The following is a 17695-nucleotide window of genomic DNA, read 5'->3' as shown; positions in this document are numbered from 1 at the left end:
ACAAGCCCAGCCCTGATTGGGGTTCAGAAGTTGCCTTCAGAGTAGCCGTGGATTGAGCTAGCGTCAACCCCACGGCTAATTGTTGTCTCCAGTCCAATTTTAAATTTAACCAACCTTTCTTATGGGGCAGTAGATACTTTGCGATCTACCAGTCCCGGTAAAGAATTAATGTCTTCTCTCAAGCCAAATATTTTAGCTTGTCCAAGTTCTAAGTATTTATTTTTGAAAAGGAAAAAGGGACTAATCAAGCTAGATAACAGTAGTTCCCGCTCGCAAGCCGCAATCAAATCTCTTTGATCTCCTCGATATTTAATCAGATGGAGCATTAGTCTGCGGAGATCGTTGAGCAGGTAAGCTGGAAAAGCTACAGGTCTTTGCCAGTTCTTCAGACCGAGCATCCGTATGTGATACCGACTTAAACCCACGCAACGGATGAGAGAAATTAGGTAATCTTTTTCCAATCGCCAGCGGGGAATTTGATGGTAAACACGCATTTCGGGATTGTACCAGATTTCCCAACCCGCGCGCTGAATATGCAATGTGGCTTCCAAATCTTCGCTGGCTAACTTAGCTTCTCTCCCCTTGTGATTGAGGACGAGGCGCTTAGGCACGTTCGCAAGCCAAGCTTGCTTGCGAACCACTAATCCTGCCCCTGGAGGCAGGATCTTCTTGCGTGGTTCGTAAAGGCTGGCTTCCGCACCTCGATCCACTAATGCCAAGAAACAAGCGATTTTTTTAAAATTTTCAGGTGGCTCGATTTCAAAATTTCCTTGGATTTGGCTACCGTAGGCACCCGCTTCTGGATGCGCTTGACCGAAGGCATAAGCAGCAGCAACCCAGTTAGAGTCAGGCAGATTGTCATCATCTAAAAAGCCAATTAAAGTGCCTCTGGCTTCTTCAACAGCCCGTTGGCGAGCAAATGCAGCTCCTTGCTCAACTTCCAACGTGTAGTGTAGCGGAGCAACTTCTGACCAGTTGGCTTGATATTCTTGAACAATTTTTGCGGTTTTGTCGGTGCTGTTGTTATCAACAACAATAATTTCCCACGAAAAGTGTTCGGTGTTGATCTGCTCTCTGAGTCGATCGAGAACTTCGGGTAAACGCTTTTCACTATTAAAGGTGGGAATGGCTACTGTAACGTCAACCATAAGTTTTGACCGGTTTTTTGAGTAGATAGATGCCGATGTTGTGTTAGTAGAGCTTGGGTGAGAACACCAACTTCAAAACGATGCAGATTAGTAGTACCTACTGCTCTTGCACTGTCCCCCGAATGGCGTGGGGTACGTCAAGCTTTGTAGGAGGCCTACTAAATCTTCCCCGCGATAATACTTAAGTAGACTGACAGCGAAGCGGTTGCTGGGTCGAGCGATCGCTCTCTCGTTGCAGTCAACCTCAGTTATCTTGGTTAAATCTACACCATTGGATCGGGATTTTTACAGAAAAATTTATTAAAGCTTCATAAGATTTTACCCAATACTTACGAACTCATCTATACATGGGTTAAGTATCTTTACTCAAGCTTTAAATTTCCGGGTTTTGTAGGGGTTCTTGTGAAGTTTAGATAAAGTTAGATTAAAAGGATCGCCAAAAACGACTTTTATCGTCAGTCCATATCTTAAAGAGATGCGCACGTAATATCATCTGTAATAAGACATAAATGGGATTCGGCAATCGAGCCTTTGGGTATACCCGTATACTTCACAGTGGCGAGCGAGCAGATAAATTGCCTAAATTCTCGTGGTGTTGGGGGTAGCCCGCAGGCATCCTCTGGCAGTGAGTCTGGGTTCAGCAGTGATCGACTCCAAGGGTACAGCAGAAATTAGCGAATCCCTGGACGTGTTAAACGGCAAGCTGTCTACTTCACCCTGGCGGGAGACACGACCTAATTAGGCTCGTTCCGTTAAAATATTTGGAAAAGTAAATCTTTAATGTCTTTGAGTTGGAGGGTGCGGCTTCTCCCCTCAAAATGTGCTGAGTATTGAGCATTCTCTTGCTTGGCTCAGTTCTCAATCCCGAACAAACTGGGGTGTAGGTCGCGCAAGTATTTGATGAATTCAGAAAACCGCAAATTTACACCGGAACAATCTCAGTCACAGCCAGAACCAGTGCCGCAGCTCAAGCGCACCGTTCATCCAGACAGTCTGAAATTTATGAATATGGCAAAAGAGATTCTCGATAGCCCTGCTGTTCAACAAGCTGTTGAGGGTGAAAAGCAAAAAACAAAAGACGGGAACGAATGAGTGATTGAGTTGTCGTAGGGACACGGCATTGCCTGTGTCCCTACGACAACTCACCATTCCCGATTACCAATCCCTGGATAATCGGGATGTCTCGGAGATATCAGTGGCTCAGGACCCAGTTAACGAGAGTGCGGACACCGTAACCCGTAGCACCGGAATTGTTGACACCGTTCTCTTTATCCGCCCAGACAGGACCGGCAATGTCGAGGTGTGCCCAAGGTGTCTCTTGGACGAACTGCTTTAGGAATAAGGCAGCCGTAATCGAACCACCCGGACGAGGGCCGGTATTTTTCAGATCGGCAATGGGAGACTTGATGCCTTCAAAGTATTTCTCTTCCATCGGCATCCGCCACAGCTTTTCACCTGCCTTTTCTGATGCTTGCAGCAACTCTTGAGCAACAGTGTCATCGGGGGTAAACAACCCAGCGATATCATCGCCTAAGGCAATGACGCAAGCACCTGTCAGCGTAGCTAAATCGACAATGGCATCAACGCCGAGCTTTTCCGCAAACACCAACGCATCTGCTAAGGTCAATCGACCTTCCGCATCCGTGTTGTTCACTTCAATCGTCTTGCCGTTGGATGCCTTGAGGATGTCGCCTGGGTGCATGGCGTGACCGCTGATCATATTCTCAGTGACGGCTGAGATAAAGTGAACTTCAACATCTGGTTTGAGTTGACCAATCGCCTTCGCCGCGCCGAGGGTAGCCGCAGCACCTCCCATGTCCATTTTCATGGTTTCGATGCCGCTACCCGCGCCCTTAATGTTCAGACCACCCGAATCGAAGGTGAGACCCTTGCCGATGATAGCCACTTTCCGGCGGGGTGTTCCTTCTGGCTTGTAAGTGAGGTGAATAAACTTCGGCGGCATATCGGAAGCTTTGGCAACACCGAGGAACGCCCCCATGCCCAATTTTTCGCACTCTTCTTGTTCCAGAATTTCCAACTGGAGGTTGTGGTTAGACGCGATCGCTTGTGCGGTTTGAGCCATCGTTATGGGAGTGCATTCATTCGGCGGTGCAGCAACCAGTTCCCGCGCCAGAATCACCCCCGAAGATAGGAATTGAGCGCGATTAATGGCTTCTTCCTGACCTGCCAATCCGAGTAAATCCACCCGCTCTAGCTGCGGCTCCTTATCCTCCGGTTCTGACTTAAAGCGATTATCCTTATGAAGAGCTAGCAGTATCCCTTCAGCGATCGCGCCAGCCGTTGCATCGGGTGCCTGATTCCACATCGGCAGGCTAATCCCCAGGATTTTACTCTTTTCCTTCTTCGCTAACCGCGCGATCGCCGCACCAATTCGCCGCAGAGTATCCGGTTGAAAAGCCTCTGCTTTCCCCAGTCCTACCAGAATAATTTTCCGAACCGGGCTACCTGCACCCACGCGGGTGACGGCACTACTCCCTTCTTTTCCCTTAAATTCTGTTTCTGCAATCAGTTCGTTCAGCGTACCGGCAAACTTCTCATCCAGCACCGCTAAATCGTCTGTCACCTCTACCGCATCCTCAAAAAAACCAAGGGCGAGAGCGTCCCCAGCCCAGTCCAAACGCGGCGTATCAATCGCTCGAATATCCATCCCCGGCTCTTACCTTAAAGCACTACCTGTAACAGTATTGCTCAAAAATCATCAACAAGACTCGTCTGCCCACCCGCGTAACTTGTCCCCTGTAGATACACTTTATAGGAATACACTTTTTCCGATTGGACTTAGGAGCGGATTGATGGTTTCAAAAGCTAGGGGAGAACCCCAACCTCTTTCGTCGCCATCCAATGCGCCAGTTCCTAGCAACCAGTCGGTAGCCCGCCCCGATCCGAGCGTGCTACAGCAAGATCTCCAGAGACAGTTTAATCATCATTCCTCTGCCCGCGGTGAACTGACGATGCCCTGCGTGCCATCAATGCTAGATTATGCACTCAATCGGCTAGTGCGGCTGTTTGAGGCGATTGGTCGCCAACTCTCTCCTGAAGAACTGCAAAAATTGCGCGATTTGATTGCATCTAATATTCAAGAAGGTTTTCTGGCTTCTCCTCATGCTCGATTAGTCATTCAGTACCAACCCGATCCTACTTCCTTAAATAGCCTCACCTGTAACGTCTCAACCAGGATTTTATCGGTTGCCCAGGAGTACCAGCAGTGGATTCAGAACCGAGAGCCGCCCCTATTTGGTAGTCACCCAGACGCGAAAGTCATGGCAACGGCTGCCCAATTTAGAGATCCGGCTCAAAACCCAATTCTTGATGTGGGAGCAGGAACAGGTCGCAATAGCCTTCCCTTGGCGCGAAAAGGCCATCCGGTTGATGCTTTAGAATTGACTCCTGGTTTGGCGGAACAAGTGTTAAATGCGGCAGTGGCGGAAAATTTACCGATTCGAGTCATCCAGGGTGATATCCTCGACCCCCTGGTGAGAATGCGACCCGCTTATTACAAATTCGCAATTGTGGCGGAAGTGGTGTCTCACTTCCGGGATAACGATCAAGTCCGCTTACTCTTGGCGAAAATGTGCGATGTTATCCAAGGTAGCGGTCTGTTGCTGTTCAACCTCTTCTTAGCTGTGGATGGATATGAGCCAAACGATCGGGTGCGGGAAATGTCACAGGTAGCGGCATCGTATATCATGACGCGATCGGAGCTGAAGCGAGCGATGGAGGACTTACCTCTGGAAATGCTGTCAGATGAGTCTGTGCTTGATTATGAGCGCGCTCACCTTCCGCAAGAGGCATGGCCCCCGACTAATTGGTTTGTATCCTGGACGAGCGGACGTGACGTGTTTCCCATCCAAGAAACCCCTCCGATGGAGCTGCGTTGGATTCTCTGTAGACGGTACTAACGGAATACAAGGTTGTTGCCCTTTTTGGGTTGGTAAGGATAAGGATCGATGCTAAAGCTTGCACAGAAAAATAAAATTTTGCTAAGTGTTGGAGCCGGACTACTAGCGCTAGTCGCTGGAGCAACGCTGTCAGTCCCGCAATTAACCAGTTGGCTGGAGAAATTAACCCCGAACGGTCAGTCCCCCGATAAAACCCTTTTGAATCCGGGGAGCCAATCCAAGAATTCTGTTTTGCCATTGGCGTCGCTACCGGCGGCACAGCGGGTAGCACAACTCGAAGCGATCGCCAATGGCACCCCATCCCCAGAACGCAATCGCGCCCGCTATCTGTTGGCGAACGATTCGCTCCAACAACAGCAGCCTAAAAAAGCGATCGCGTCTTTGGAAGGATTGGAGGCAGACTATCCGGTTCTTGCCCCTTACATCGCCCTGAAACGCGCCCAAGCTTACCAACTTGCCGGGGACAAAGCAAAAGCTACCGCAGCTTGGCAGAATTTACTCGAAAGTTATCCCGATAATCCGGTCGCCGCAGAAGCGTTGTTTGTGTTGGGGCAAACGAATCCTAAGTATCGAGAACAAGCGATCGCTCAGTTCAAAAGCCATCCGCGCACCCTGGAAATTGTGCGTTCTTCCCTGAGTAAGAATCCCAATCAACCCAGATTACTCTTACATTTAGCCAAAAATGCTCCAGGCGACCCTGGCATTCTCCCGATTCTGGATCGGCTGGTGACTTCTCATGAAGCGGCGCTCAAACAGCAAGGTACAGGGCTACTCAAGCCAGAAGATTGGCAAGCGATCGCTTATAGCTATTGGGAAAACGGTCAGTACCGCAAAGCCGGACAAGCCTACGCCAAAGCCCCCCGCACCTCCCTCCACGCCTACCGCATTGGGCGCGGACTCCATCTGGGGGAGAAACGAACCGAAGCGAAAATTGCTTATCAACAGATGATTCAGCAATTTCCCGATGCCAAAGAAACCGGACTCGCTTTGAGGCGGCTGGCTTCTTTATCATCCCAGCCACCGGAAGCGATCGCCTATCTCGACCTCGTCATCCGCAAATTTCCCGACGAAGCCGGTGAGGCACTCCTCGCCAAAGCCGAAATCCTCGATCGTCTCAACAGCGACAAATCAGCTGCGGAAGCTCGTCAATTGCTCCTGACTAAATATGGCAGTTCCGATGTCGCCGCAGAATACCGCTGGAAAGTCGCCCAAGCCAAGGCGACGCTAGGGGATTTCTTAGGGGCTTGGCAATGGGCGCAGCCAATCGCCAACCAAAACCCCGATCATATTTTGGCTCCCAGAGCTGGCTTTTGGGTGGGTAAATGGGCCGCCAAACTAGGGCGTCAGCAGGATGCAAAAGCCGCTTACGAACACGTCCTGGCAAAATACCCCCAGTCTTACTATGCATGGCGATCTGCCGTCTTGTTGGGCTGGGACGTTGGAGACTTTACCACCGTCCGTCAATTGTCCCCGCAGGTGGTGCGACCTGACGAGCATCCCATCCTACCTGCCGGGTCTGAAACGTTGAAGGAATTGTACCAGCTCGGTCAAAAATGGGATGCTTGGACGCTCTGGCAGGCAGAATTTCAGAACCGGATGCAGCCAACCGTTGCCGAACAATTTACTAACGGCATCATGCAGGTGGGATTGGGCAACCACCTGAAAGGAATGAACCTGGTCTCGACTCTAGAAGACCGAGAAACACCCGAAGAGCAAGCGGAATACAAAGCAATCCGCAAACAACCAGTTTACTGGCACACCTTGTATCCGTTCCCGTTCTTGGAAATTATCGAAAACTGGTCGCAACAGCGCCAGCTCAATCCCCTGCTTGTCACCGCCCTGATTCGGCAAGAGTCCCGATTTGAGCCAAAAATTCGTTCGGTTGCGGGTGCAGTTGGCTTAATGCAGGTCATGCCCGGAACCGGCAAATGGGTGGCGGATAAAATTGGCGTCAAGCAATTTAACACCGAAAATCCCAACGATAACGTGAAGCTGGGTACCTGGTTTTTAGATTTTACCCACAAGGAATACAACAATAATTCCTTGTTAGCGGTTGCCAGTTACAATGCGGGTCCCGGTAATGTATCGAAATGGCTAAAAGAGAAAGGGCCATCTATCGATCCTGATGAATTTGTCGAAGAAATTCCCTTTGAGGAAACTAAAGGCTACGTCAGACAGGTGTTTGGGAACTACTGGAATTACCTTAGATTGTACAATCCACAGGTTGCCCAGTTGGTCGCCAAATATTCGGATGGTCAGCCAACTGCACTCAAAAATTAATCAAAGACTTCTTGCAAAAATCTTTTAAATGGTGTAACAGCACAATTTTATTTAGCCTGCTCTCGTCTGGCTTTGTCATTTTTGCAAGAAGTTTCATATATCCTGAAAACTTGAAGAATTTTTAAGCATTTCTGGGCAGCTTCTAGCAGGTAATATCTGCGGCTATCCAGTGATTGCTGAAACATCCGCGTGTCTACTCTCTGTTGGGGGATTTTCTCCCAGATGTGAGGGGATAATATAAATTTTTCATGAATTTGTGTTAATCAATTTTGAACACCGTTGTTCTCATAGAAGCGATCGCTTGCTGCCTAAAATTTCCTCACGCCCACTGACGGGGATCACTAATCTTCGGCTGTTCGCTTAAATCGATTATCCTGGTTTAGATAGAGTTCCATGTCAATGGCTGCTGAGTGAAGCAGTCAGCGCGGGAGCTTGTATCACCCAATAACCAGCGAATTCAAAGAGTTTTGCGCTTGTGCTTCATTCATTAATCGGGCACCAGCAGCGACTGCTTTGTAAGAGCTGTCTAACTTCAACGTTTATTGTTTAGTTCCATAAGCATGATGACCGCGAATCAGGCTACCGGAACCCACGCGCATGATGGCACGGCTACCAACTTTAAAATTAGGCTCTCAAATCAGGGGCTGCAAAATACTCGCGAGCTTCTCATCGCTCAAATTTAGAATGCTGGTCAATTCCATCGCTTCCTTAAATCATCCAAATGTCAGGGGATCTCCCTCAAGTGCAAACGCGGCGTGTCAGTCACGCTTTCCTTCCATTCTTTTTTCTCTAAAGGATTTTTACCTATTAGCGATAAAGAGTCAACGAGCCGCCAGTTATTAGAAGGATGGCTTGTCAATAATACGACCAGTTTGGTCTTCCATCTGGAAAAAGCAAATAACGAAATCGACGTTACTGAAATGCCAGATGGAGGGAGCAATGTCCGCCGCCAGGAGGTTACATGAGGAAGTCACGCTCGATTTTTGCTCGGAGAAAGTCACAGTTTAGTTTTTCTCGCCCCTATCAATCTAGACGGAGAAACAAAGTCGCGATCGCTGCGGGTGTGGGACTAAGCGCAATCCTTTTGGGAGCCACCTTTTTGCCAACTAAGTATGGCGTCTGGCTGGAAAAAGTAGTTGGCTGGGTGCCGATGCATGGGTACGGCAGTTTCTTGATGTCGGGAAATCAGATCGACAACTCTGCGATTGTGTCTTTAATCTCGCTACCCCCACAAAAGCGGGCATCACAACTAGAAGCGATCGCTACAGGGCCAAGATCCCTCGACCGCAGCCGCGCCCGTTATCTCCTGGCAAGCGATCTGATTGCCTCCAAACAGGGAGAAAAAGCACTGGAATGGTTAAAAGGATTAGAGTTTGAATATCGCGTCCTAGACGGACACATTGCTCTTCGGAGAGCGCAAGCTTACGAACTCACCGGCAACACCCGAAAAGCCAAGGCAGCTTGGGAAGGTTTGTTAAAACACCATTCTCAAGATCCCGTGTCAGTCGAAGCTTTATATGTGCTGGGGAAGACGGAACCGAAATATTGGGAAGAAGCCGTTGAGAAATTTCCCAGTCATCCCCGCAGCCTGGAAATCGCCCACGCCTTACTCAAAGACAATCCTAACCAAGCAAAATTGATGGTGTCGCTGGCAAAGTATGCCTTTGACACTCCAGGAATTACTTCAGTGCTAGATAAGTTGATAGGTTTGCCAGCAGAGCAACTCAAGCCAGAAGTATGGGAAGCGATCGCTTTAGGCTACTGGGGAAACAGGAAATACGGTCAAGCCAGTACTGCTTATGCCAAAGCCCCCCGCACCCCCCACAACGCCTACCGGGTCGCTAGGGGACTCGATCTCGCTGAAAAGAAAGTAAAAGCCCTCCGCGCTTATAAAGAGGTGGTGCAAGACTTCCCAAATGCTGACGAAAGTGCAACCGCGCTCATCCAGATCGCCAAAATCGGTCCCGCTATCGAGGCGGTTCCTTATCTCGACCAAGTTATCAGTCAATTCCCCGACCGAGCTGGCGAAGCCATCCTATTAGAAGCGAAAATTCTCGATAGTCTCAAAAGTTCCGAATCCGCAGCTGCTGCGCGTCAATCATTACTCACCAAATATGGCAATACCGATGCCGCGGCAGAATATCGGTGGAAATTGGCTCAATCGAAGGCGCGTGGTGGAAATTACCAAGAGGCGCTGCAAATCGCCAAGCCGATCGCCACTCAGAATCCTGATAGCGAATTAGCTCGTCGGGCGGCTTTTTGGGTGGGTAAATGGTCAAACAAGCTGGGACGCAAGCAGGAGGCGAAAGCAGCTTTTGAGAACGTCGTGGCGAAGTATCCCCAGTCTTACTATGCTTGGCGGTCTGCCGTCATGCTGGGCTGGGATGTGGGAGACTTTAACAGCGTGCGTCAGCGAGATCCGAAAGTAGAATGGCCTGCCAAGCGACCGTCATTGCCCGTGGGTTCTGCTGCTTTACAAGAACTTTACCAAATGGGTCAAGGCAAAGATGCCTGGAGGCTCTGGCAAGCGGAGTTTGAAAACCGGGTCAACCCAACGGTGGCAGAACAATTTACCGATGGTTTGCTTCGGCTCAATATGGGAGACCACTTGCAAGGAATTGCTAAAATCTCCAGCTTAGAAGACCGTGAGAACCCGGAGGAGCAAGCACAGTACAAAGCTCTAACACAACAAATTGCTTACTGGCAGGCTTTGTATCCGACTCTCTATGTCGAAGCAATTGAAAACTGGTCTCAACAACGTCAACTCAATCCCTTGCTCGTGATCTCTGTCATCCGACAGGAATCCCGCTTTGAGCCAAAAATCCGTTCCACTGCCGGTGCGGTTGGCTTAATGCAGGTGATGCCGGAAACCAGTAAATGGGTTGCCGAAAACATTGGCCTCAAGAAATATAGCCTGGAAAATCCTAACGACAACGTTAAATTAGGCACCTGGTATCTGGATGAAATTCACGATCGCTACAAAAATAACTCCATGTTAGCGATCGCAAGTTACAATGCCGGTTCTGGTAATCTGTCAAAGTGGCTCCAAGGCAAAAAAGTCAGCGATCCAGATGAATTCGTCGAAGCCATTCCCTTTGATGAAACGCAGGGTTATGTCAAGAATGTGTTTGGCAACTACTGGAATTACTTACGCCTGTACAATCCGAAAATCTCTCAGCAGGTAGCCAAATACTCCGAAGGTCAGCCAACGGCATTCAAAAATTAAAAATTGGAATTTGCACTTAGGCGCGATTAAAGATCGCTCTTTAGGGAATCGGGAATTGGGAATTGGAAATTGATAAAAACCCCTTTTCGATGACCGATTCCCTATTACCAGCTTTTAAGAGTGGCATTGATTTCCATTTGTGTGCTTTGTTCAATTTTTAAGGGTCGGTGAGCCATGCGCGATCGCACGGTACGGATGACCCGGATACAATAGTCAAGAAATCTTCAAATCAAACTTGACCGATGACGCTTCCTTCAGAAGTCGATACCGCATCCCAGCTAAATCCAGGCCTGGAGCCGGAATCAGCGAACCGCAATCTAGAAGATGAATACCTTGATGAGCTGCCCGCTGAGATCGAGATGTCTCTATTCGACCATCTGGAGGAGTTGCGGCGGCGGATTTTCTATGCGCTGATTGCAGTTGCCTTAGGTGTTATTGGCTGCTTCCTGTTTGTCAAGCCAATTGTCCAGCTGCTGGAAGTACCGGCGCAGGGCGTCAAGTTCCTCCAGCTGGCACCCGGAGAATACTTCTTTGTCTCCATTAAGGTTGCTGGTTACAGTGGCTTGCTTGTAGCCAGCCCCTTTATCCTGTACCAGCTCATCCTGTTTGTTCTCCCAGGACTCACTCGCCGCGAACGCCGCTTAGTAGGACCCGTTGTTTTAGGGTCGGGTGTCTTGTTTGTGGGGGGACTGGCATTTGCCTATGTAGCATTAATTCCAGCCGCTCTGAATTTCTTCATCAGTTACGGGGCAGATGTCGTCGAGCAGCTGTGGTCAATTGACCGATATTTTGAATTCGTGTTGTTGCTGATGTTTAGCACCGGATTGGCATTTCAAATTCCGATCGTTCAGCTGCTACTCGGCTTTTTGGGAATTGTCTCTTCTGGGCAAATGCTATCTGGCTGGCGGTTTGTGATCCTGGGAGCAGCAATTTTGGGTGCCATCCTGACGCCTTCCACCGACCCCCTCACCCAAAGCCTCCTCGCGGGTGCCGTCTTGGGACTCTACTACAGCGGGATTGGCTTAGTTAAGCTCGTAGGGCGCTGAGATCGGCAAAATACGATGCAACCTGGACGAGTTAATTTTTGAACTGCCTCATCTTCGGCTCTCTGGAGTGCTGCTGTATTGGGAATCGCCCTGAATAGCTGCACTCGACGAACCTCAAGGGTGAAATTGCTGAGCTGAACATTTTCAATCTTGTCTTCAGAAACATTTTCCGACGAAAATACCTTACAAAGCCGAGGGCGAATTGAACCCCTTGGCTTTCCCTTATCTTGGCTGAAGCGAGCTTGCAAGAGGGTTCGCCTTACAACTTTCCCGTTGGTAATTGTGGTGCTGCGGTAAATTTCCATTCAGAAATTTACCCATTCTGCAATGAGTTCGTCAACGTTGATTTGAGAAGTAGGAGCTTCCCAACCCAAAAACCCTCATACATCAAAATCTTTTAAAAAATAATTGACAAAGCACTTGACAACAGGTGTCGCTATTGCGAATCAAAAGATAGTTTAGGTATGCAGTGAATGCGACAATAGTGCCAACAGGAAGCTGTCGTTCTATTGAGTGAGAATCGCACGCACGGCTCCTAAAACTGTTCGAGCATCCACTCCGAGGCTCGCTCGCCCAGGTCTAGGGGGATGCTGACTGCTTTACCGAGTCGAGGGCGATCGCGCGTTTGTTCAATATAATGTTGTACTTGGTCAGCTCCACCCCAAGCATGAAGATACTCGGCGACAGTCTCCAAGTGCGCTATGTAGTCTGCCTCCGACAGCGGAAAAGACGCCTGTTCTAAGTATTTCCACATTACCTGGAGGAAAATTTTGCCCTGAGTCCGCCTGATCTGGATATCGTATGAGCGTCCCCATTTGTCGATCAGGAGTTGGCGAAGGTCTTGTCCTGTCATAGTTTTATCGCAATTACTTTTTTTTACATTTCGTCATAAATGGAGCGCTTCTTAAATTAATGATACGGTGCAAAAGAATGTAATAATACCCTTAGCAAGGCTGTAAACCTTTCTACAAAAGGGTTTGTGGCGAACAGGCTTGCGACTTGCTTGGTATATATTTATTGGGCAAGTTTTAACAAAATCTGGGACTTGGCCCAGGGTTGTTCACATAGCTATACACTCAGACGTTACTCATGGCTCAACTTTCTAGCTCGTCAGACGTTCCCGATATGGGGCGTCGTCAATTTATGAATTTGCTCACTTTTGGGACCATTACAGGAACAGCTCTGGGGGCACTGTATCCCGTTATTAAGTATTTTGTCCCCCCTTCGAGTGGTGGAACGGGTGGTGGTCTAACTGCCAAAGATGCCATCGGCAACGATGTCATTGTGAGTGATTTTTTAGCTAATCATAATCCAGGCGATCGCACCTTGGTTCAAGGCTTCAGAGGCGACCCCACCTACATTGTCGTGACCGAGGAGAAAACCATTGACAATTACGGCTTAAACGCCGTCTGCACCCACTTGGGTTGCGTTGTTCCTTGGAATTCTGGTGAGAACAAGTTTATGTGTCCCTGCCACGGTTCCCAGTATGACAGCACCGGCAAGGTGGTACGGGGACCAGCACCGCTGTCTCTGGCACTGGTTCACGCTACCGTGGCGGAGGACAAGGTTACATTAACGCCTTGGACGGAAACCGACTTCCGTACCGGCGAAAATCCTTGGTGGACATAAGGTCATTAGTCATCGGTGCTTAGTTATCAGTCATCAGTTAGTCGTCATGGGTCATCGGTTATTTGTAACCGACCAAAAACGAAGGATGAAAAGGACAAAAAACTAAGAACGAAACCTAAGGACAAAGAACTGATAGATATTGTTTGAAATTCGACCCAGAATCCCTTCTTGAGAGATGAGAAAAGTTTCTTTATCGGCGATATCCAAAATAGGCAAACAGGCGATTTGCAAAACCGTCCTGGTTGCGATCGCCACCGTGTCAATATTCCTCGCCAGCGATCTAGTCCTTCCCCAATCAGCCAGTGCCTATCCCTTCTGGGCACAGCAAACCTATCCTGAAACCCCTCGCGAAGCAACGGGGCGGATTGTGTGTGCTAACTGTCACCTCGGTGCCAAACCCACACAAATCGAAGTCCCTCAATCGGTTCTCCCAGACACCGTCTTTGAAGCCGTCGTAAAAGTTCCTTACGACACCAACACGCAGCAAGTGCAAGCGGATGGTAGCAAAGGTCCCTTGAACGTGGGTGCTGTGTTAATGTTGCCAGAAGGCTTCAAAATTGCCCCCGAAGATAGAATTCCTGAAGAAATGAAGGAAAAAATTGGGGAACTCTACTACCAACCCTACAGCGAAGACAAAGAAAATATTGTCATCGTTGGTCCCATTCCAGGCGATCAATATCAGGAAATTATCTTCCCCGTTCTGTCTCCCAATCCACAGACCGATAAGAAAGTTTTCTTCGGTAAATACGCGATTCACGTGGGTGGCAACCGGGGTCGCGGTCAGGTTTACCCCACAGGTGAAAAGAGCAACAATTCCGTCTATAGCGCTTCCGTAGCGGGTCGCATCACTTCCATTACCCAAGCTGAAGAAGGTGGCTCTGAAGTCACCATTCAACCAGCAGAAGGCAATGCGGTTGTTGATACAATTCCCGCAGGTCCAGAGCTAGTTGTCTCCGAAGGACAGGAAGTTAAAGCTGGCGAAGCGCTGACCTCCAATCCGAACGTCGGTGGATTTGGTCAAATGGACGCCGAAATCGTTTTGCAAAGCCCCACCCGGATCAAGTGGTTGATGGCATTTATTGCTGCAATCATGTTGTGTCAAGTCTTGCTAGTCTTGAAGAAGAAGCAAGTTGAAAGAGTGCAAGCTGCTGAGATGAATTTCTAAGTTTGGCGTTGTACTGAATCATTATGAGACAGGCAAAATGCCTGTCTTTTTTTGCGCTCAAAAATAACGTACTTGCAAGCCTCCTCTACCTTTGCAACTTTATGGAGTAGGGAGGTTTCAGTCATCCCAGGCTATAGCACTGCATACCCTGTGCTTGGCTAACGCGATCAACCTAATAAAGTTTTAAGCCCAAAGCAAATTAGGATTATTTAAATACACCTTCTTGTTCATCCTCAAAGATATATTCATAGTCAAAAACTAAAGAGTTGAGATGTCGAATAATTGTAAAACCAAAATGAGTAACTAAATCCGTATTAAAAGTAGCGATAACTAGCTGTATTAACTTCTTCTCCGTAATTACAGGTTTTTGTACAAAATAATTACGTTTGTCAAAAAACCGATTATTAGGACTAGGAACGACGATTGCATTAATTCGATGAGCATGTTGAATTGGTTTTATATAAGTATTTAAAAACTCTTCTTGATTAATTTGTAGCTGGTAGAGTCTTTCATGCTGCAACCAGCTCATTTTAAACATCATTTTAATCAGTTCAAACCCCAAGATGTAGTTAAATACGTTGTTGCGTTCTTCTGAACTTAGAACCAGCCGCAGAGCTGATTCTAAGTACAATTCGGGTTGCCTACTTACATCTTGAGCTGAATGAATATAAAACTGTCTAATATAACTTCTTAAAACTGATTCATTTAAGTCTAACTTAAGGTGAAATTGTGTTAAATAGTCTTGGACTCGTTGCTGAGTATTTTTGTCTTGAAGTCTTTTGGCAACTAAGCCAGTAGCCGTATAATCATCCAGAAATTCGGCTTGCATTTCTGGAGTAGCCGCACACATTAGATGACACAATGACAGCACATAACGGCGCTGGCTCCAAGGCAAGCTTTCCGCCCATTTTTTTGCTTCTGGAGGGAGTTTATCAAGAATACTTTCTGATTCTCCAAGTTCAAACATCGCCGCTATTTGAGAGATTTGTTCAGTCATAACCAAAAAAAATATCAGTAAGTATACAAACCTAATCATCAAAAAATTCAAACAACCGAACACTTCTTAAGTTGAGTTGATAATTAATTTTTTAAATTTATTTTTACCTGCCTATTTAGTTACTTGGAGTTCCTAAATCTCATCTCTTGTACCAGGAAGCGTTTCCTGCAACGTTTATCCTGCCAGGAAAGAGAAGTAATTCTCTGCTTTGATTACAAAGGAAAAGAAGCTGAGGGGTGAGTTTTTCAGATGCAAGAGATAAGGCAATCAAACTTAAACTTATTGATGCTGACGTAGCGCTACAGAATCCAGTCCGAGCAGAGAAGTCGTACCCCTGGTTGCACGCCTTGTTGTTCATCAAAGCTGCAACGCTAGTGCGTGCTTCTTCCCCGGCGCTGGTTTGTTCTCGAAAATTCCACTGTTTCGTCATGGCTAGCAGCGATCGCAGGAGAGAAATTTAGTATCGTCTCCCTCCTAGGATTCCCAGATCAAAAGCCTGACTAACACTCAACAGACAAAAACGCACGAGATTCGTTCCCCAATCTTCGCTTTTTGAAGCAGACTGGGGCGATGAGAGCGATCGCGCACAAGCGTTAGTAAAGTCTGTCAGCCTTGTATCGAACTGGCAATTTTTTTAATTGCTTCTACGTCAATATCAAATTTTTGGGTGATTTTTTCAATGACTTGGGATTCTGCTGGTGTCACTGCGCTATCTAGTTGGGAGATTGTATGGCACTGAGCTAACAGCGGCAACGCATAGTCCCGATTGAGTTGATCTAGAAGCGTATCTAAAGGCTGTTGTTGATTGATGTTATTGGCGATCGCTTCTAGAGAAGCAGGGCTAAGTTTGGCAGCTTGTAACGACGGTAAGATATCTTCCCAAGATTTGCCCGGATGACTCGCCACGATGATATGAACCAGAATCCGATCCATAATCGCTTGTTGCGCGATCGCAGTTTCTAAATACTTCTCACTTGCTGCCTGAGACTCTACCAGCTTTTCCGTCGATGCCTCAGAATGCAACTGTGCTTCATAAAAGCGACAAGCCGCATATCCCAATGCATAGATCATCGTCGCATTCGCGCTAGCACCGATTGCCGCACCTGCTACTGGCGTCGCTTTTAACAAACCCAAACCCGCCTTAATTGCACGAGAACCGCCCAACGACAAACCAAAGATTCCCAGCACTTCACCCTTACGCGCGGGATCTTTCAAATCTAATCCATAAGCCGCCGCGATCTGATAAACCATCTCTGACTGCAATAGCGTCGTTGCTGCCAAATCAACCGTCAGCAACGCCAATGCTGCTCCCGGCAACAAGCTAGTCGCCAGTCCCATCCCGCCTCCATAAACCGCTTTCTCCATCATCAGACGATGAGCAATCTGATTCGGTTTTTCGTCGGGATACTTTTGCTGTAGCTTTTTAACATCAGCTTCAGCTTTTACCACATCAACTTGATTGATAATCCCCAGCAACCAATTCGTGGGTAACGCCCTCGTGACGTGCCGCAAAAATGAGTTGTCGCCCACAAAAGTCACTGCACGCCCTGCGCCTTGTGTGGTTTGTTCGAGCAATTTTTGCGCTTGTTTTCCCGCCGCTTGGGCTACCCCAGCCGTTGTTGTCGCCACAGCTTTCCCTGTCTGGAAGGCAGTGTTACCAACTGCCATGCCAACTCCGGCTACTGTTTTCGCCACTGCTTGCCCAGCAGTCGTAACTGAATTGAAGAACGATGGCTTCTTAACATCCGTGGATTGCGTTAAAGATTCCGCATGGTCTGTTTTTGAGTCAGAAGTTGAGGAGTTTGCTTCTGTCTCTTCAGACACGATTCCCGGCTTGTCATCCATCGTTTAATTCCTATTGCCCGGTGGGTTTATCTGCGAGCATATCTCACTCAAATTCGATTCCGCCTGTATCGGGGGAAAGAAAAACCGCGAACTTTCAACCAGATTTAAGTCCCCGAAAGGGATTTAAATCTGGTTGGGCAACGCGATCGCCTTCTATCCCCCTCTATGGCAGAAGAGAGATTGCTAGCGCTTTCTATCGATCTTTAGCGGGCGCGAGGCAGATTGGCAGCAGGAGACACCTGCAAAATCCGGCTGTCTAGCTTGCGAACCACATCTCCTACCTGCACCGCGGGCTTTTTCCCATTGACGTACATCACCGCTGTTAGCGCTCCTGTCGAATTTCGGCGAAAAGCAGCGATATCCATCCGCACAGGTTGCTGTTGTATCTTCAGAGCCAGCGTCATCCCACTAGAAGCATTCCCCAAGTTATTCAGTTCCG

15 protein-coding genes and 1 pseudogene are annotated in these 17695 nt (G+C 48.1%); 9 read left to right on the top strand and 7 right to left on the bottom strand.

The window, feature by feature from the left end:
• Positions 1-119 precede the first annotated feature (119 nt).
• Positions 120-1148: a hormogonium polysaccharide biosynthesis glycosyltransferase HpsE gene (gene hpsE, locus H6F50_RS11920; RefSeq protein WP_190412193.1), complete on the bottom strand. Its 1029-nt coding sequence runs from the start codon at positions 1146-1148 to the stop codon at positions 120-122.
• A gap of 900 nt (positions 1149-2048) precedes the next feature.
• Between hpsE and H6F50_RS11915 the strand changes: the two genes are divergently transcribed.
• Positions 2049-2240, top strand: coding sequence for a hypothetical protein (locus tag H6F50_RS11915; protein ID WP_190428861.1), 192 nt, complete (start codon positions 2049-2051; stop codon positions 2238-2240).
• Positions 2241-2340: 100 nt separating this feature from the next.
• Here H6F50_RS11915 and H6F50_RS11910 read toward each other — a convergent pair whose 3' ends face one another.
• Positions 2341-3816: a leucyl aminopeptidase gene (locus H6F50_RS11910; RefSeq protein WP_190428860.1), complete on the bottom strand. Its 1476-nt coding sequence runs from the start codon at positions 3814-3816 to the stop codon at positions 2341-2343.
• Between the two features lie 145 nt (positions 3817-3961).
• Here H6F50_RS11910 and H6F50_RS11905 point away from each other — a divergent pair, with 145 nt between their 5' ends.
• The 5 genes from H6F50_RS11905 to tatC all read left to right on the top strand — a co-directional run bounded on the left by H6F50_RS11905 (position 3962) and on the right by tatC (position 11620).
• On the top strand, positions 3962-5068 hold the full coding sequence (locus tag H6F50_RS11905; protein ID WP_190428859.1) for a class I SAM-dependent methyltransferase: 1107 nt from the start codon (positions 3962-3964) through the stop codon (positions 5066-5068).
• Positions 5069-5116: 48 nt separating this feature from the next.
• Entirely contained in the window at positions 5117-7348 is a 2232-nt protein-coding gene (locus H6F50_RS11900) for a transglycosylase SLT domain-containing protein (RefSeq protein WP_190428858.1), read from the top strand.
• A gap of 755 nt (positions 7349-8103) precedes the next feature.
• A complete protein-coding gene (locus H6F50_RS11895) occupies positions 8104-8313 on the top strand; it encodes a hypothetical protein (RefSeq protein WP_190412187.1) in 210 nt (69 codons plus the stop codon).
• Positions 8310-10574, top strand: coding sequence for a transglycosylase SLT domain-containing protein (locus tag H6F50_RS11890; protein ID WP_190428857.1), 2265 nt, complete (start codon positions 8310-8312; stop codon positions 10572-10574). The genes H6F50_RS11895 and H6F50_RS11890 overlap by 4 nt, the downstream gene beginning before the upstream one ends.
• 242 nt (positions 10575-10816) lie before the next feature.
• Positions 10817-11620: a twin-arginine translocase subunit TatC gene (gene tatC, locus H6F50_RS11885; protein ID WP_190412185.1), complete on the top strand. Its 804-nt coding sequence runs from the start codon at positions 10817-10819 to the stop codon at positions 11618-11620.
• Here the strand turns inward: tatC and H6F50_RS11880 are convergent.
• Positions 11581-11925, bottom strand: coding sequence for a hypothetical protein (locus tag H6F50_RS11880; protein WP_190428856.1), 345 nt, complete (start codon positions 11923-11925; stop codon positions 11581-11583). The two genes, tatC and H6F50_RS11880, sit on opposite strands and share 40 nt — an antisense overlap.
• Before the next feature lie 230 nt (positions 11926-12155).
• The gene (locus H6F50_RS11875) at positions 12156-12473 is read right to left on the bottom strand and encodes a DUF3067 family protein (RefSeq protein ID WP_190412183.1); all 318 of its coding nucleotides are present in this window, start codon (positions 12471-12473) and stop codon (positions 12156-12158) included.
• Positions 12474-12709: 236 nt separating this feature from the next.
• Between H6F50_RS11875 and petC the strand changes: the two genes are divergently transcribed.
• Together petC and petA are read left to right on the top strand one after the other, a co-directional pair.
• Positions 12710-13249 (top strand): cytochrome b6-f complex iron-sulfur subunit, encoded by a 540-nt coding sequence (gene petC, locus H6F50_RS11870; RefSeq protein ID WP_190412182.1) that lies wholly within the window; start codon positions 12710-12712, stop codon positions 13247-13249.
• 175 nt (positions 13250-13424) lie between these two features.
• Positions 13425-14414 carry a cytochrome f gene (gene petA, locus H6F50_RS11865; protein WP_190412181.1) on the top strand — a complete coding sequence of 330 codons (990 nt, stop codon included), beginning with the start codon at positions 13425-13427 and terminating at the stop codon, positions 14412-14414.
• A gap of 205 nt (positions 14415-14619) precedes the next feature.
• Here petA and H6F50_RS11860 read toward each other — a convergent pair whose 3' ends face one another.
• Positions 14620-15411, bottom strand: coding sequence for a cobyrinic acid a,c-diamide synthase (locus H6F50_RS11860; protein WP_190428855.1), 792 nt, complete (start codon positions 15409-15411; stop codon positions 14620-14622).
• A 236-nt stretch (positions 15412-15647) separates the two neighbouring features.
• Between H6F50_RS11860 and H6F50_RS11855 the strand changes: the two genes are divergently transcribed.
• On the top strand, positions 15648-15872 hold the full coding sequence (locus H6F50_RS11855; protein ID WP_190428854.1) for a hypothetical protein: 225 nt from the start codon (positions 15648-15650) through the stop codon (positions 15870-15872).
• Positions 15873-16017: 145 nt separating this feature from the next.
• Here H6F50_RS11855 and H6F50_RS11850 read toward each other — a convergent pair whose 3' ends face one another.
• Together H6F50_RS11850 and H6F50_RS11845 are read right to left on the bottom strand one after the other, a co-directional pair.
• Complete coding sequence (locus H6F50_RS11850) at positions 16018-17256, bottom strand: EcsC family protein (RefSeq protein ID WP_190428853.1); 1239 nt, start codon at positions 17254-17256, stop codon at positions 16018-16020.
• Between the two features lie 203 nt (positions 17257-17459).
• A pseudogene (locus H6F50_RS11845) lies at positions 17460-17695 on the bottom strand (hypothetical protein); the annotation flags it as partial.

The sequence above is a fragment of the Coleofasciculus sp. FACHB-712 genome (assembly GCF_014695635.1).
Lineage (GTDB): Bacteria > Cyanobacteriota > Cyanobacteriia > Cyanobacteriales > FACHB-T130 > FACHB-T130.
The sequence above is the reverse complement of the archived record's forward strand: the minus strand, read 5'-3'. Positions and strand labels throughout refer to the sequence as shown.